The organism is Nonomuraea sp. NPDC003201 (genome assembly GCF_053590415.1).
Genome location: NZ_JBSFTC010000116.1, coordinates 16,738 through 32,026 on the forward strand (window position 1 = coordinate 16,738; position 15,289 = coordinate 32,026).

General features: G+C 70.6%; 13 protein-coding genes. 8 read left to right on the forward strand and 5 right to left on the reverse strand.

What is annotated here, in order from left to right:
- Window positions 1-128 precede the first annotated feature (128 nt).
- From ACWDX9_RS32475 to ACWDX9_RS32490, 4 genes are read left to right on the forward strand one after another with little or no spacing between them, the layout of a single operon-like run.
- A complete protein-coding gene (locus ACWDX9_RS32475; RefSeq protein WP_449960603.1) occupies window positions 129-1,397 on the forward strand; it encodes a sugar ABC transporter substrate-binding protein in 1,269 nt (422 codons plus the stop codon).
- A 29-nt stretch (window positions 1,398-1,426) separates the two neighbouring features.
- Window positions 1,427-2,353: a carbohydrate ABC transporter permease gene (locus tag ACWDX9_RS32480; RefSeq protein WP_449960606.1), complete on the forward strand. Its 927-nt coding sequence runs from the start codon at window positions 1,427-1,429 to the stop codon at window positions 2,351-2,353.
- Window positions 2,350-3,156, forward strand: a complete 807-nt coding sequence (locus ACWDX9_RS32485; RefSeq protein ID WP_449960609.1) for a carbohydrate ABC transporter permease — start codon at window positions 2,350-2,352, stop codon at window positions 3,154-3,156. Before ACWDX9_RS32480 ends, ACWDX9_RS32485 begins: the two co-directional genes overlap by 4 nt.
- A 17-nt stretch (window positions 3,157-3,173) precedes the next feature.
- On the forward strand, window positions 3,174-4,841 hold the full coding sequence (locus tag ACWDX9_RS32490) for an amylo-alpha-1,6-glucosidase (RefSeq protein WP_449960612.1): 1,668 nt from the start codon (window positions 3,174-3,176) through the stop codon (window positions 4,839-4,841).
- A gap of 3 nt (window positions 4,842-4,844) precedes the next feature.
- Here ACWDX9_RS32490 and ACWDX9_RS32495 read toward each other — a convergent pair whose 3' ends face one another.
- The 5 genes from ACWDX9_RS32495 to ACWDX9_RS32515 form a co-directional block, all read right to left on the reverse strand.
- The gene (locus ACWDX9_RS32495; RefSeq protein WP_449960615.1) at window positions 4,845-6,650 is read right to left on the reverse strand and encodes an RICIN domain-containing protein; all 1,806 of its coding nucleotides are present in this window, start codon (window positions 6,648-6,650) and stop codon (window positions 4,845-4,847) included.
- A 164-nt stretch (window positions 6,651-6,814) separates the two neighbouring features.
- Entirely contained in the window at window positions 6,815-8,050 is a 1,236-nt protein-coding gene (locus tag ACWDX9_RS32500) for an MFS transporter (protein WP_449960618.1), read from the reverse strand.
- A 34-nt stretch (window positions 8,051-8,084) separates the two neighbouring features.
- Window positions 8,085-8,645: a TetR/AcrR family transcriptional regulator gene (locus ACWDX9_RS32505; protein ID WP_449960621.1), complete on the reverse strand. Its 561-nt coding sequence runs from the start codon at window positions 8,643-8,645 to the stop codon at window positions 8,085-8,087.
- Entirely contained in the window at window positions 8,642-9,229 is a 588-nt protein-coding gene (locus ACWDX9_RS32510; protein ID WP_449960624.1) for a sugar O-acetyltransferase, read from the reverse strand. The genes ACWDX9_RS32505 and ACWDX9_RS32510 overlap by 4 nt, the downstream gene beginning before the upstream one ends.
- A gap of 443 nt (window positions 9,230-9,672) precedes the next feature.
- Complete coding sequence (locus ACWDX9_RS32515; protein WP_449960627.1) at window positions 9,673-9,846, reverse strand: CsbD family protein; 174 nt, start codon at window positions 9,844-9,846, stop codon at window positions 9,673-9,675.
- 222 nt (window positions 9,847-10,068) lie between these two features.
- On the opposite strand from ACWDX9_RS32515, the gene ACWDX9_RS32520 reads away from it, so the two are divergent.
- From ACWDX9_RS32520 to ACWDX9_RS32535, 4 genes are all read left to right on the forward strand, one after another.
- Window positions 10,069-10,200 carry a hypothetical protein gene (locus tag ACWDX9_RS32520; RefSeq protein ID WP_449960629.1) on the forward strand — a complete coding sequence of 44 codons (132 nt, stop codon included), beginning with the start codon at window positions 10,069-10,071 and terminating at the stop codon, window positions 10,198-10,200.
- Window positions 10,200-11,150 carry an EamA family transporter gene (locus ACWDX9_RS32525; protein WP_449960632.1) on the forward strand — a complete coding sequence of 317 codons (951 nt, stop codon included), beginning with the start codon at window positions 10,200-10,202 and terminating at the stop codon, window positions 11,148-11,150. Before ACWDX9_RS32520 ends, ACWDX9_RS32525 begins: the two co-directional genes overlap by 1 nt.
- A 20-nt stretch (window positions 11,151-11,170) precedes the next feature.
- Window positions 11,171-12,637, forward strand: coding sequence for a MocR-like pyridoxine biosynthesis transcription factor PdxR (pdxR, locus tag ACWDX9_RS32530; RefSeq protein ID WP_449960635.1), 1,467 nt, complete (start codon window positions 11,171-11,173; stop codon window positions 12,635-12,637).
- 372 nt (window positions 12,638-13,009) lie between these two features.
- On the forward strand, window positions 13,010-15,184 hold the full coding sequence (locus tag ACWDX9_RS32535) for a beta-L-arabinofuranosidase domain-containing protein (RefSeq protein WP_449960638.1): 2,175 nt from the start codon (window positions 13,010-13,012) through the stop codon (window positions 15,182-15,184).
- Window positions 15,185-15,289 lie beyond the last annotated feature (105 nt).

Below are 15,289 nucleotides of genomic sequence, written 5' to 3' on the forward strand. Positions count from 1 at the left end.
CGTCGTGACGTCTCCGCCCATTGACGCCTACGGCGGAGCGGGCCTATCTTCGGTCGAACCGATTCGGCGAATCGATTCGACTTCGCTCCGAAACAACCTCGTCACGCGTGTCAGCGGAGGTCAGCTCAATGAGATCAGCGGCAAGGAGCCGGCGTGCGGCCGGCGCGAGTCTGGCGGTCCTGGCCGCCGTGGGCGGGCTGGTCGCCTGCTCGGCATCGTCCGACGGCAGCCCGGCGACCGCCGGTCAGGCCACCGGGGGCGGGACGTACACGATCTGGGACCCGTACCCGCAGTACGACAAGAGCTCGGAGTGGGTGAAGCTGCTGGACAAGTGCGGCACCGACGCCGGGGTCAAGGTCGAGCGCACCGGCTACGACACCAGCGACCTGACGAACAAGGCGCTGCTGGCGGCCCAGCAGGGCAACGCGCCGGACGTGCTGATCGTGGACAACCCGGTGGTCTCGACGCTGGCCGAGGCCGGCGTCCTGACGACCACCGAGCAGAACAAGCTCGACGTCTCCGCGATCGCGCCGAACCTGCTGGCCGCAGGTCAGAGCGGCGGCAAGACCTACGGTGTCCCGATCGGCGCCAACACCCTGGCCCTGTACTACAACAAGGATGTCCTGAAGAAGGCCGGGGTGGACATCGCCGCGGTGAAGGACTGGCCCTCGCTGACGGCGGCGCTGGAGAAGGTGAAGGCGGCCGGGGAGAAGGGCATCACCTTCTCGGCGATCGGCACCGAGGAGGGCAGCTTCCAGTTCCTGCCCTGGTTCTGGGGCTCCGGAGCCGCTCTCACCAAGCTCGACTCGCCCGAGGGCGTCTCGGCCGTGGCGCTGTGGAGCGACTGGCTGAAGAAGGGGTACGCCCCCAACTCGGTCATCAACAACACCCAGACGACGAGCTGGCAGGAGTTCGCCACCGGCGACTTCGCCTTCGCCGAGAACGGCACCTGGCAGCTCGCCAACGCCAAGAAGACCGGCTTCGAGTACGGCATCATCCCGGTCCCCGGCAAGACAGGCGGCACCGCGCCCGCGCCCACCGGCGGCGAGTTCGTCAGCGTCCCGGTCCAGTCCGACACCGGCCGCTACACCACCTCGCAGAAGCTCGTGACCTGCCTGACCAGCACCGACAACTCGCTCGCCACGACCACCACCCTGTCCTACATCGCGCCCACCGACGCGGTGCAGGCCAAGCAGGTGGCGGCCGGCCCCGAGCTGAAGGTGTGGGTGGACGCGGTCAAGGCGGCCAAGGGCCGCACCAGCGACGACCTGGGCACCAAGTATCCGAAGATCTCGGAGCCGATGTGGGGCGCGGTGCAGGCGGCGCTGAGCGGGTCCAAGTCCCCGCAGGAGGCGATGACGGCGGCCCAGGCGGCCGCGGCGAGCGCGACCCAGTAGCCGGCATGAGCCGAGTCATACAGGAACCCGTGCGTTCCGCCCGGACGACGGCCCACGGTCACCGGGCGGCACGCGCGCGGTCGGGACAGTGGGCGGCCTGGGCCTTCCTCGCCCCGGTCGTGCTCTACCTGCTGGCCTTCTACGCCTATCCGCTCTACCGCAACGCCGAGCTGAGCCTACGCAATTACACGGTGCGCTCGTTCGTGCAGGGCGACGCCCCGTTCGCCGGGTTCGCCAACTACGCCAAGGTCTTCGCGGACGCGACCTTCGGGCCCGCGCTGTGGCACACGGTGGTGTTCACGCTGGTCTCGCTGGCCTTCCAGTTCGTCATCGGGCTCGCGCTGGCGCTGTTCTTCCTGAAGAACTTCCGGCTGTCCGCCACGCTCAGAGGGCTGTTCCTGGTGCCGTGGCTGCTGCCGCTGATCGTGTCGGCCTCGACGTGGTCGTGGATGCTCAACAGCGACTCCGGCGTGGTCAACGCCGTCCTGGACTGGTTCGGGATCGGGCCGGTCAACTGGCTGACCTCGCCGGACTGGTCGCTCTGGTCCGTCATCATCGCCAACATCTGGATCGGCATCCCGTTCAACCTCGTCGTCCTCTACTCCGGGCTGCAGGCGATCCCGCCGGCCATCTACGAGGCCGCCGCGCTGGACGGGGCGGGCGGGTGGCAGCGGTTCTGGAAGGTGACGTTCCCGCTGCTGCGGCCGGTGTCGGCGATCACGCTGCTGCTCGGCCTGGTCTACACGCTGAAGGTGTTCGACATCATCTGGATCATGACGAAGGGCGGGCCGAGTGGGGCCTCGACCACGTTCGCGACCTGGTCCTACCGGCTCGGGTTCGGCAACCTGGTGCCCGCCTTCGGACCCGGCGCCGCCGTGGGCAACCTGCTCATCCTGACGGCGCTGGCCTTCGGGCTGGTCTACATCCGCGCGCAGCGCAGGCAGGCCCTGGCATGAGGCGCCTCAAGACCGCGATCGGGCTGGTGCTGACCGCCGTGATGCTGTTCCCGGTCTACTGGATGATCAACGTGTCGTTCACCCGTGACCAGGACATGCGCAAGAGCCCGCCGAACTGGTTCCCGGTCGACGGCACCCTGGACGGCTACCGGACGGTGCTGGACCAGCAGTTGCCCTATCTGGGGGTGAGCCTGGTCGTCGGGCTGGGGACGGTGGCGCTGACCCTGCTGCTCGCGGCGCCGGCGGCGTACTCGCTGGCCAAGCTGCGCCCGCGCGGCGGGGGAGCGCTGAGCTTCGTGCTGCTCGTCGCGCAGATGATCCCCGGGATCATCATGGCGATGGGCTTCTACGCCGTCTACCTGTCCACCGGCGTGCTCAACACCGTTCCCGGGCTGATCGTGGCCGACTCCACCCTCGCCGTGCCGTTCGCGGTGCTGATCCTGACCACGTTCATGTCCGGCATCCCCGAGGAGCTGCTGCAGGCCGCCCGCACCGACGGCGCCGGGGTGGTGCGCACGTTCGTCTCGATCGTGCTGCCCGTCAGCCGCAACTCGCTCATCACGGTGTCGCTGTTCGCCTTCCTGTGGGCGTGGTCGGACTTCATCTTCGCCTCCACCCTCGACCAGGGCGGCGACCACCAGCCCATCACCCTCGGCATCTACCACTACATCGGCAACAACAACCAGGAGTGGAACGCCATCATGGCCACCGCCGTGATCGCCTCCGTCCCGGCCACGATCCTGCTCGTCGTCGCCCAGCGCTACGTCGCCGCCGGCGTCACCGCGGGCGCCGTCAAAGATTGAGAAGGGACCCTCGCTCCATGACCGTCGCCGCTTCGGGCCCGGTGTTCTCCCTGCGGGAAATCCCGTTCAGCTACTGCGGATCCTGGTTCGGCTTCTCGCCCGTGGTGGCGGAGAAGACCTACGCCGAGGACGTGCACCTGGTCTCGCACCAGACCGGCATGCACGCGATCCTGCGGCTGATCCCCACCGCCGAGGCCGCCGTCACCGCCACCCCGCACCAGCTCACCTGGAGCGGTGGCGGCGGCCGGATCGACCTCGCCTACGAGAGCGCCGACACCGTACGCGTGCGCGGCCGCGGCCTCGGGCTCCGCCTGCTGGCCGCCGACCCGGTCCTGACACCGTTCAGCGGCCCGTACTTCTACCGGGACCCCGTCGACGGATCGTACGTCTTCACCGTCTACCAGACCGGCCGCCGCTACCGGATCACCGTCCTCGGCGGCCAGGCCGAACACCTCGGCGCGCAGACGCTGGGCAGCGCCGAACGCGGTCTCGTCCTCGGCGGCGAATGGGAGATCGCCATCGAGGAGTACGAGACCGCCCGCGCCCCCTACCTGAGCGGCCACGCCTTCGAGCAGGTGGTGAAGGCCGCGCGGGCCGAGTTCGACGCGTTCGCCGCGGCGGTCGCGCCCTGGCGCGGCGATCGCACGCCCGCCGCCGAACTGGCCGCCTACGTGCTGTGGTCGGCCACCGTACGCCCCGCCGGGTTCGTCACCCGGCCCGCCGTCCTCATGTCCAAGCACTGGATGGACAAGGTCTGGAGCTGGGACCACTGCTTCAACGCCATCGCCCTCGGCGAAGGGTTGCCCGGCCTGGCCTGGGACCAGTACCACCTGCCCTTCGACCACCAGGACGCCGCCGGCGCGCTGCCCGACTCCGTCACCCACTCCGAGATCCTCTACAACTTCGTCAAGCCCCCCATCCACGGCTGGGCCCTGCGCCACCTCCCTCTACCTCCCGACCCGGCCGAGACCTACCGGCTGCTGGAACGCTGGACCACGTTCTGGCTCGACGCCCGGCGCGCCCCGGGCCGGACGCTGCCGCACTACCAGCACGGCAACGACAGCGGCTGGGACAACGCCACCACCTTCGACCCCGAGCGCGTCGTCGAGACCGCCGACCTGGCCGCGTTCCTCGTGCTGCAGCTGCGCGAGCTGGCCCGCCTGGCCCCCGATCCGGGCACGTCCGCCCGGTGGAGTACGCAGGCCGACCGGATGCGCGACGCGCTCCTGGCCGAGCTGTGGGACGGCGAGAAGTTCGTCGCCCGGGGCGCGCTCTCGGGGCGTACCTGGTCCAGCTCCAGCCTGCTCGACCTCATGCCGATCGTGCTGGGGGAGGAGCTGCCGCACCCGATCCGGGCGGCGCTGGCCGCCCGGATCGAGCGGCACCTGACCGCGTTCGGGCCCGCCACCGAGCTGCCCGGCTCGCCGCGCTACCTGGACGACGGCTACTGGCGCGGCCCCATCTGGGCGCCCTCGACCGTACTGATCGAGGACGGGCTGCGCCGCGCCGGTTACCCGGACCTGGCCGACGAGATCAGCGCCCGCTTCCGCGCGCTGTGCGAGGCGTCGGGGTTCGCCGAGAACTTCGACGCCCGCACCGGCGAGGGACTGCGCGATCGCGCCTACACCTGGACGGCCAGTGCCTACCTCCACCTGGCCGCCGCCCACGAGAGGCGCAGGACGTGACGCTCAGCGGCCCCAGAGCCGCCAGGTCTGGTTGAGTGGACTGGCCTGGCCGGCCGGGTTGCAGGTCCACTGGTGGACGGGAGCCCTGGGTGCGGTCGAGATGGTGCTCACGTCGACGCACTTGCCGCTGTGGCGGGCGACGAGCTGGTAGTCATGGGGGTCGTTGCCTCCGTAGGTGACCTTGCGCAGCGTGAACTGCTGGTTCTGCGCTCCGCCGGCGCACGTCCACTGGCGCACCGGCGCGCCGTCGGCAGTGGCCGACGCGCTCACGTCCAGGCACTTCCCGCTCTGCTGGTTGACCAGCGTGTAGGTGTTCGCCACGCCGGCGACCGGCCGGAAGTTCCACAGCTGCTGGTCGCCGCCTTCGCAGTAGAACTGCTGCTGCACGTTGCCGTCGGCCGTGCCGAGGTCGGTGTTGTCCAGGCACTGCTGGGAGTGCTGCGCGACGGCGACGGACTGGAAGCCGGCGTCCGACGGCGGCAGCAGGGTGACGGTGAGCGTGTCGTCGGCGTTGGTGTGCGGCAGGTTCAGCGTGGCGGCGTTGCCGGACAGCGTCAGGACTGTGTCCTGAACGGTGATCGGCCCCTGGACGGCGCCGCCGCCGTTGAACGGGATGCGCTGGACGACCGCGCGGACCTGGTTGTTCTGCACGATGCCGCTGGTGGCGTCGAGCCGCCGGAGACCGACGGCGACGTTGCCGGTCGTCCCGCCGCCGCCCACGAGGACCTTGGCCGCGCCGGTCGTCCTGGTGGCGAAGGCGTCGTAGGACGTGCTCGGGGTCACCGAGACGATCTGGCCGGTCTGGGAGCCGTAGAAGCGGTAGACCCACCATTCGCCCTTGGGCAGGTGCTGCCCCGCGCTGTTGCGGACGAGCAGGCTCGCCAGATCGTTGTGCAGGTTGCCGGCGCTCGCCCAGTTCGCGCGCAGCCCGTCGGCGCCCGCCCGCTCCAGCCGGGCGATGTACCACGCGCCGTCTCCCGGGTTCTGCTCGTTGGCCGCGGCGTACTCGTTGATCTGGTACGGCCGCGGATGCGGGATGCCGCGCGCGTCGAGCGTGGCGTTGGCGGCCGCCACGTTGGCCACCGGGTCGCCGGGCAGGGAGTGCCAGCTGACGATGTCGGGGACGACGTTGTTGGCGCGGACGAAGTCGAGGTAGGCGTTCCAGAAGGGGTGCGTGGTGGAGGGCACGCAGGCGCAGCTGGGGCCGACGATCAGGTGGCAGGGGAAGGCGGCGCGGATGCGCTGGTAGCTGCGGCGCCACAGCTCGAAGTACTGGGCCTGCGGGCGGTTCCAGAACAGGGAGAGGTTGGGCTCGTTCCAGATGTCCCACTGCACGGTGATCCCGGCGGCCCGCACGTCGTTGATCAGGCGGGTGAGGAAGGCGTCGTAGTCGGACCAGTCGCCGTTGTCGCCGGGGAAGCGCGAGATCGGATACCCGTCGGCTCCCCACAGGTCGTGCGGGAGGATGATGAACTGGCCGCCGAGCGCGATCGTCCGGCGGGCCTGGGCCAGCGTCGCGTTCCACCTGCGGTCGTAGGCGCCCGAGACCCAGCCGCCCGGCGAGCCGAGTTGCGCGCCGCCGGCCCGCATGTACCGGAACTTCACGTCGCGGAAGAAGTGGTCCGCCGGTCCTGACGCGTTCTCCGTCATGCCGTAGATCCAGCCGGACGCGCGGTAGGCCGGGGCGCCGCCGGCCACGGAGAAGTCGACGCTGATGGATTCGTCCGCGGCCTGCGCCGGCGCCGGGACGGCCTGGAGGGTGACGGCGATGAGCATCGCGGCCAATGCGCGGTGTGGAGTGGTCTTCATCTTGGGTGGCTCCTTCGAGGGATGGAGGGAGGGCCACGAAGGGAATCGATTCGGCATGCTGGGATGCAGGTATAACAAGGTCTGTTTAGGGATGTTAGCGAATCGATTCGATCGGATCGTAGATCTCCTTTCGGAGACGTGTCAACGGCGGCGGGCGCGGCGGTTCAGGCGGGGGTGCGGTTCACCAGGACGCGGGCCAGGACGAACGTGACGGCGCCGGCCAGGACGACGGAGAGCAGGCCGACGCGCAGGCTGGTGAGGTCGGCGACGAACCCGACGAGGGGAGGCGACAGCAGGAACCCTCCGCGCAGCAGCCAGCTGACGATGGTCAGGCCGGCGCCGGCGGGCAGGCCGGGCAGTTCGTCGGCGGTGTGCATGGCGGCCGGGACGAGGGTGGCGACGCCGAGCCCGGCGAGGGCGAAGCCGGCCAGCGCGGTCGGAACGGACGGCATGGCCAGGGCGGCGCCCATGCCGACCGCGGCCAGCGCCCCTCCTGAACGCACGACGGTACGCTGCCCGAAGCGGTCCACGACGCGGTCGCCGGTGAGGCGGCCGACGGTCATGGCGACCTGGAGGGCCACGACGGCCAGGCCGGCGGTGGCGGCGTCGGTGCGCAGGTCGCCGCTCAGGTAGAGGGCGCCCCAGGACGCGCCGGCGTCCTCGACGAGGGTGCCGCACGCGGCCAGCACGCCGAGCGCGGCAAGCATCCGTACGGCGGCGCCGGTGAACGAGCGCCGGCCGGCACGGCGTGCCGGGTGGCCGTCCTGGGTCTCGGCCGGGTGGCCGTCCTGGGCTTCGGCAGGGCGTTCGGCGTCTTCCGGGCCGGGGAGCAGGAACCGGTAGGCGACGAGGGCGGTCACGCTGAACAGCGTCGCGGAGATCCCCAGGTGGACCGCGAGGGGCATGTCGAGGCCGGCGGCGGCCGAGCCCATCAGGCCGCCCAGGACGGCGCCGATGCTCCACACGCCGTGCAGCGAGTTGACGATGGACCGGCCGTACAGACGCTGCACCCGCAGGCCGTGGGCGTTCTGCGCGACGTCGACGACCGCGTCGAGGGCGCCCACGACGAACAGCACGCCGCCGAACGCGACCCAGTTCGGCACCAGGGGGATGAACAGCGTCGCGACAGTGGTCACCACGATCCCCAGCGACGCCACGCGCGCGGAGCGGAAGCGGCGGATGGCGGCTCCGGCGAGCAGCCCGGCCAGCAGCGCGCCGATCGGGTGCGCGGCCAGCGCGGTGCCGAAGACGGCGTTGCTCAGGCCGAGCTCGGCCTTGATCTGCGGGTATCGCGGGACGATGTTGAAGAACACGGCGCCGTTCGTGAGGAACAGCGCGGCGACGGCGGCGCGGGCCTGGCGGGCCTGGCGAGTGGGCGTGGTGGGAGGGGCAGCGGACATCGGCGTTCCGATCGCGTAGGCGCGGTGGAGGGGATCAGCGCAGGTACCGGTGGATGGCGTGGCGGATCTGCTCGGGCGTCATCGGGTCGGTCGACAGGGCGCTGTGCAGCACGAGCCCTTCGATGAGCGCGTCGAGCTCCCGGGCGGTGGTGGCGTCGAAGTGGCGCTCCAGCGCCCGGCGGCTGCGCGCCATCCAGGCCTGGGTGACGACCCGCAGGGCCGGGTTGCGCGCGGCGGCCACGTACAGCTCCACGGTGAGGACGAGGTCGTGCCGCGAGCCGAGCAGGTCGTCCGAGACCAGCGTGATGACGGCCTCGGCCGCCGCGTCGCGGTCCCTTGCGGCGCTCAGGCGCTCGTCGAAGACGCGGGCCACCGAGTCGGCGTGCCGGGTGAACGCCTCGGCGAGCACCTCGTCCAGCGACGTGAAGTGGTAGGTCATCGAGCCCAGCGGCACGTCCGCGGCGCGGGCGATCTCCCGGTGCGTCGTCCCGGCGACGCCGCGCTCCGCGATGACGGTGAGCGCCGCGTCGATCAGCCGGTCCCGCCGCCCGGGGTCGTGCCGGCGAGGCCGCCGCGGGGTGACGGGGCCGCTCACGGCGTGCCCGGCTCGATCGTGCGGATCACGCGGGCGGGATTGCCCACCGCGACGACGTTCGCCGGGAGATCCCTGGTGACCACCGCGCCGGCGCCGACCACGGTGTTCTCCCCGATCGTGACGCCGCCCAGGACGATCGCCCCGCTGCCCAGCCACACGTTGTCGCCGATGGTGATCGGCTCGGCGGCCTCCCACTTCGCCCGGCGGAGCTCCGGGTCGAGCGGGTGCGTCGGCGTCATGAGCTGCACGTAGGAGCCGATCTGCACGTCGTCGCCGATGACGATCGGCGCGACGTCCAGGGCGACGAGGCCGAAGTTGGCGAACGACCGGGCGCCGATGCGGAGGTGGCTGCCGTAGTCGACCCGCAGCGGCGGCCGGATCTCCGTGCCCTCGCCGATCGCGCCCAGCAGCTCGGTGAGCAGCCGGCGTCGTTCCCGCGGGTCGCGGGCCGATGTCGCGTTGTAGGCGTCCATCAGGTCCATGGCGCGCAGGTTGTGCTCGGCCAGCTCGGGGTCGTCGGCGATGTAGAGGTCGCCGGCGAGCATCCGTTCGCGCATCGAGCGGCCATCGAAGTCGGACGTCATACGTACAAGCGTACACATCCAATGTACACACGTACATATCTGCCCACATTGCCCGCCACGGCGATTGCCGGGCACCGCACGGCCCCTATGGCGAGGTCAGGCTGGCGGGCTCGCGGACGACGAGCTGTGTCGCCAGCTCCACGCGATGGCTGCGCTGCGCTTCCTGTCCGACTGGAACCCGGTGAGCGCCTCACCGCCGCCTCACGGGAGCTGTTCGGCAACCCGGGCGCCCCGTCCGGAAGCGTGGCCTGGCCACTCGCGCATCCGGTGACCGCCGTCCTGCTCTGGTCGGCCGCGCTGCTGGTGATCTTCGTCCCGCTGTCGCTCCGCGCCTACATGCGCAGAGGACGCTGAACGCTCCACGCAAACCGCTCACCCGTCGCCGGACGGCGGACGGCGGCGGAAGCCCATTCCAGAAGGGCTTCCGCCGCCGTTGCCGAACGCTATTTCTTGAAGGCGTCCTTCGCCTTCTCCTTTGCCTGCCGCAGATTGGCCTTGGCCTTCTCTGCCTTCCCCCTGGCCTGCAGAGACTCGTTGCCGGTGAGATCGCCGACACGCTCCTTGGCCATGCCCTTGGTCTCCTCGGCCTTGCCCTTGGCCTTTTCCTTCCGGGACATATTCATCTCCTCCTGTGCGTACGAACGCACACGGTTTTCCGCTATCCAGGAACGAGTTCTTCCACTGCCCGGGCATCAGGCGAATACACGCTTCGCGCGGCACAGGCCCCGGCAGGGGCCGAAATCGGACCTCCCTCACAGACCGAAATCGGTCCTGTCACACCGTCCAATCCGCCAGCAGCATGGGCAACGCACGCGATGCCGCTGAGAGAGGAAGAGATCGTGGAACGGACCTTCGCGGACATCAGCCCGCCGCCGGCCGGCAACGGCGTCGGTGTGGAGTCGCCCTTGAGCCTGGCTGGGCAGCGGCTGATCTCCTGGAACGACGCCATCACGTCGGGTGGTGAGCACTGATGCCGACGGCGATCCTGCTCGCCCTGGCCGCCGCCGCCCTGTACGGCGCCTCGGACTTTCTCGGCGGGATGCTGTCGCGCCGCAGCCACTACGCGCTGGTCGGGCTTGTCGGGCAGTCCGCCGCCGCGATCGGCGGGCTGGCCGCCGCGCTTGCTGTCAGCGTTCACCCCGATATGGGCACGATCGAATGGGGGACCGGCGGGGCGATCGGATGGGGGATCGGCGCCGGACTCGGCGGGGCGGTCGGCACGCTGGCTCTCTACCGCGGGCTGTCCCGGGGCCGGATGAACGTGGCCGGGCCGCTGTCGGCCGTCGGCGCGGCCGGTCTGCCCATCCCGGTCCACCTGCTGTCCGGCGGTGAGTTCACCTCGCTCGCGGTTGTCGGCGTCGGCCTGGCCATCCCCGGGATCTGGCTGGTCGCCGCGCAGCCGGGCCGGCGCGGCGGTGGTGGGGTGGTCGAGGGGCTGCTGGCCGGGCTCGGGTTCGCCGCCTTGTTCGTCTGCCTCGACCGGGCGGGGGACACCGCGGGCCTGTGGCCGGTGGCCGCGAGCCAACTGTCCGCCGTCGCCGTCCTGGCCGTCTTCGTGCTGGCCGGCCGCCGGAACACAGCCCGATCCGCCGAAGCCGATAGGACCGTCGAAGCCGACAGGGCCGACAAAGCCGGCCGAACCATCGAAGTCGGCCGGACCGTTGACCTCGACCGGACCGCCGGAGCGGCACGGGTGCCGTGGGCCGCGGTCTGGCCGGGCGTCCTGGGCGTATGTTCGACCGTGCTGTACGCCTTGTCCACCCGCGAGGCGACACTCGCCGTCTCGGCCGTGATCACCTCCCTCTACCCCGCCTTCACGGTCGCCCTGGCCGCCCTGGTGCTGCGGGAGCGGACCAGCCTGACGCACGCCGCCGGGCTGCTGTTGTGCGCGGCCTCCGTCGGCGCCTTCGCCGCCGGTTGAGCCTCGCTACGCTGCGACGGGTGAGCACGGTGAACTCGACCCTGGCGCACGACCTGCTGGTGGAGCTCGACCGGACCGGCGCCACGCCGCTGCACCGGCAGATCGAGGCGGTCCTGCGCGACGGCATCCGCACGGGCCGCCTGCGCCACGGAGCCTCGCTACCCTCCTCGCGCCGGCTCGCCACCGAGATCGGCGTCTCCCGCGGCGTCGTGGTCGAGGCCTACAACCAGCTCCTCGCCGAGGGCTACCTCACCAGCACCCCCGGCTCCTACACGCGGGTGGCCGCCTTACGCGGGCAGGCCGCCGCCGCGACCTCGCCGCCGCGGAGCGACGCCCCGTACATCGACTTCGGGTACGGTCGCATCGACCCGGCCAGCTTCCCCCGCGAGGCCTGGCTGCGCTCGCTCAGGCGGGTGCTGACCAGCGCGCCGCACAGCCGGCTCAACTACCTCGACGGGTACGGTCTGCCCGAGCTGCGCACAGCTGTGGCCGACTACCTCAACCGCGTCCGCGGCACTTCCGCCGACCCCTCCCAGGTGCTCATCACCAGCGGATACGGGCAGGCGGCGGCGCTGATCATCGGCGTGCTCGCCGGCCGCGGCGCGCGCCGGATCGCCGTGGAGGACCCGTCGACCGACGACATCCGGCTGCTCGCGGGCCTGCACGGGCTCGACGTCGTCCCCCTGCCGATGACCGGCGACGGCATCGAACCGTCCGCTCTGGAGCGCGCGGACGCCGATCTCGTCGTCCTCACCCCTTCGCACCAGTGGCCGCTCGGCGGCGTGCTGTCGGCCCGGACGCGTACGGAGGTGGTCCGGTGGGCCCGGACCCGCGGCGCGCTCGTCCTGGAGGACGACTACGACGCCGAGTACCGCTATGACCGCGCCCCCATCGGAGCCATGCAGGGTCTCGCCGCCGACGTCGTGCTCTACGCCGGCTCACTCAGCAAGATCCTCGCTCCTGGGCTCCGCCTGGGCTGGCTCGTGGTGCCGGCGCACCTGTCCGGCGCGATCGCCGAGGCCAAGCTGCTGGCCGATCGCGGCTCACCGGCCATCGAGCAGCTCGCCTTCGCCGACTTCCTCGTACGCGGCGAACTCGACCGCCACCTGCGCCGGATGCGCCCCGTCTACCGGCGCCGCCGCGACGTCCTGCTCACCCGGCTCGCCGAGTCCCTTCCCGGCTTCGAACCCACCGGGGTGGCGGCCGGGCTGCACCTCGTGGTCTGGCTCCCGGACGGAATGGGGGAGGACGACGTGGTGGCGGCCGCCGCCGATCACGGTGTACGCGTCGCCGGCGTCGGGCCGTACCGGCTGGCCGGACCGGGACGCCAGGGACTGATCCTCGGCTACGGCGACCTGACCGAAGGCCGGATCGCCGAAGGGGTGGAGGCACTGGCGACCGCGGTCCGCAGCCTCGGCGAACTGGCGGAACCCATGCGAAGCCCACGCAACGCTCGCCGAGGAGTCGCATTTCAGCCCCACCGCTGAGCGCCTGCACATCACGCACCTCTGGGCCCGTACCCATCCGCGACGCCCCGCCCTGCCAGTGGGCTCTGGCGTGGCGCACCACGGCGGAGAACCCGTTGATCCGTGCCTTCGCCGCGGCAACGGGCGAGTACGACAGAAGATGACCGCTTTCGGCAGGCGCAATGTCGCTCACGGTCTCTTGACGAGCCCGATGAGGTCGTTGACACTCCCGAAATGTGGGCCTGGAAAGAAGCGCGACCCCTTCGACCTGAGCCGACGTAACAGCCCCCATCGACCACGCGGACCAGCTCCAGAGGCATAAATGTTAGCGCTACCATTCCGCGGCCCACATGCCCTCCCCATCGGATCCCGAGCGACGAAGAGGACAGTGCGATGTCAGAAATGGTGCCCAGGCGCGAGGCCCTTCGGCTGGCGGTGTTAGCGGTCGCCACCCCCTCCGCGCTCGCGTTGGCGACGTCCACCGGAACGGCCCGGGCAGCGGCCCGCATGGTGGCCCCGCTGCAGCAGAACGACCCCCCGGTGCCCGGCAGCTGGATCGTGAAGCCGTTCGCGAACAGCCAGGTCACGCTGGGCGCGAGCCTGTTCACCGCCAACCGGGATCGCATCCTGACCTTCCTGCGGTCCTATTCGGCCGACCGCATGCTGGCCAATTTCCGGGCCAACGCCGGTCTGGACACGCTGGGCGCGCAGCCGCCCGGCGGCTGGGACGACGCGACCGGCAATCTGCGCGGTCACTACAGCGGGCACTTCCTCAGCGCCCTCGCTCTGGCTTACGCAGGCTCCGGTGACGCCTTCTACAAGAACAAGGTCGACTACATGGTCACCGCGCTGGGCGAGTGCCAGAACGCGCTGGCCGCGAAGGTCGGGCAACCCGGCGGACCGAGCCACCCCGGCTTCCTGGCCGCCTACCCCGAGACGCAGTTCATCCAGCTGGAGCAGTACGCGACCTACCCCACGATCTGGGCGCCGTACTACACCTGTCACATGATCATGAGAGGGCTGCTCGACGCCTACCAGTACGCCGGCAACGAGCAGGCGCTCGAGATCGTGCTCAAGATGGGCGACTGGGTTCACAGCAGGCTGGGCCACCTTCCGCGAGCCCAGCTCGACCGCATGTGGGGCATCTACATCGCCGGCGAGTACAACGGCATGAACATCGTGATGGCCGACCTCTACGCCCTCAGCGGCAAGGCGGAGTACCTCGCGACGGCCAAGTGCTTCGACAACACCGCCCTCCTCGCGGCCACCGTCGACAAGCAGGACACGCTCCACCGGAAACACGCCAACCAGCACATCCCCCAGTTCATCGGGTACCTGTCCGTCTTCGACCAGAACCAGGAACGCCGCTACTTCGACGCGGCCGCGAACTTCTGGGACATGGTCGTCCCGCACCGAACGTTCACCGACGGCGGCCTGGCGGGTCCGTCCGACAATGGCGAGCTCTTCGGCGCACGCGACGTCATCGTCGGCACCCTGGGCGCCAACAACGCCGAGACCTGCTGCAACTACAACATGCTCAAGCTGAGCCGGGCCCTGTTCTTCCACACCGCCGACCCGAAATACATGCAGTATTACGAACGGGCGCTCTACGGCCAGATCCTCGCCTCCCGCCGCAACACCGACAGCACCACCAATCCGCTGCTGACCTACTTCATCCCGATGCGGGCGGGTTCGGCGCGCAGTTACGGCAACCTCGGCACCTGCTGCGGCGGCACCGGACTGGAGAGCCACACCAAGTTCCAGGACTCGATCTACTTCCGGTCCGCCGACGACTCGACGCTCTACGTGAACCTCTACATGGCCTCGGAGCTCAACTGGGCCGAGAAGGGCTTCGTGATCAGGCAGGTCACGAACTACCCGGCCGACCCCGCGGGGGTGACGACGCTGACGGTTACGGGCAACGGCCGGCTGGTGGTGAAGCTGCGGGTGCCGTACTGGGTGGAAAAGGGCTTCACGGTCCTGGTCAACGCGACCGACCAGCAGCTCGACGCCAAGCCCGGCGAGTACGTCACGCTCGACCGGCAGTGGCGGAGCGGCGACACGGTGAGGATCACGATGCCGTTCTCGCTGCGGATCGAGAAGGCGCTGGACATCCCGACCATCCAGAGCATCGCCTACGGGCCGGTGCCGATGGTCGCCAAGAGCAACCAGACCACCTACCGCCAGTTCTCCTTCTACCGGGACTTCACGCTGTCCGGGGACCTCGCGCGCGCCGTCACGTCCACCGGGCCGATGAGCTTCACGGCGAACGGCCTGCCGCTCGTCCCCCTCTACATCAACAACACCGACCGCTACCACGCCTACTTCCGGCGCGTCGAGCCGACCATCGTCTTCGGCAGGATCGACTCCGGCGTGCCCAACCGCGAGCGGGCGGATTCGGTGACGTTCCTCGACGCGGTCTGGAAGAACGCGCCCTTCGCGAGCCAGGGAACGTTCGTGTCCACCGTGACCCGCACCGCGGAGGAGTGGGTCACGGCCGGCCTGATGACCTCGGCCCAGAAGGACACGGTGGTCTCCACGGCCACCCAGGCCAGGCTCCCCAGCTAGCGGCCGCGGGCCGCCGACGGCGAGGCGCGCACGCACCGGCGCCTGGCTCGCGAGCATCAGCCATCACCAGGGTCGGGGCGGCCACGTTGCCGAGGTCACCGCGCC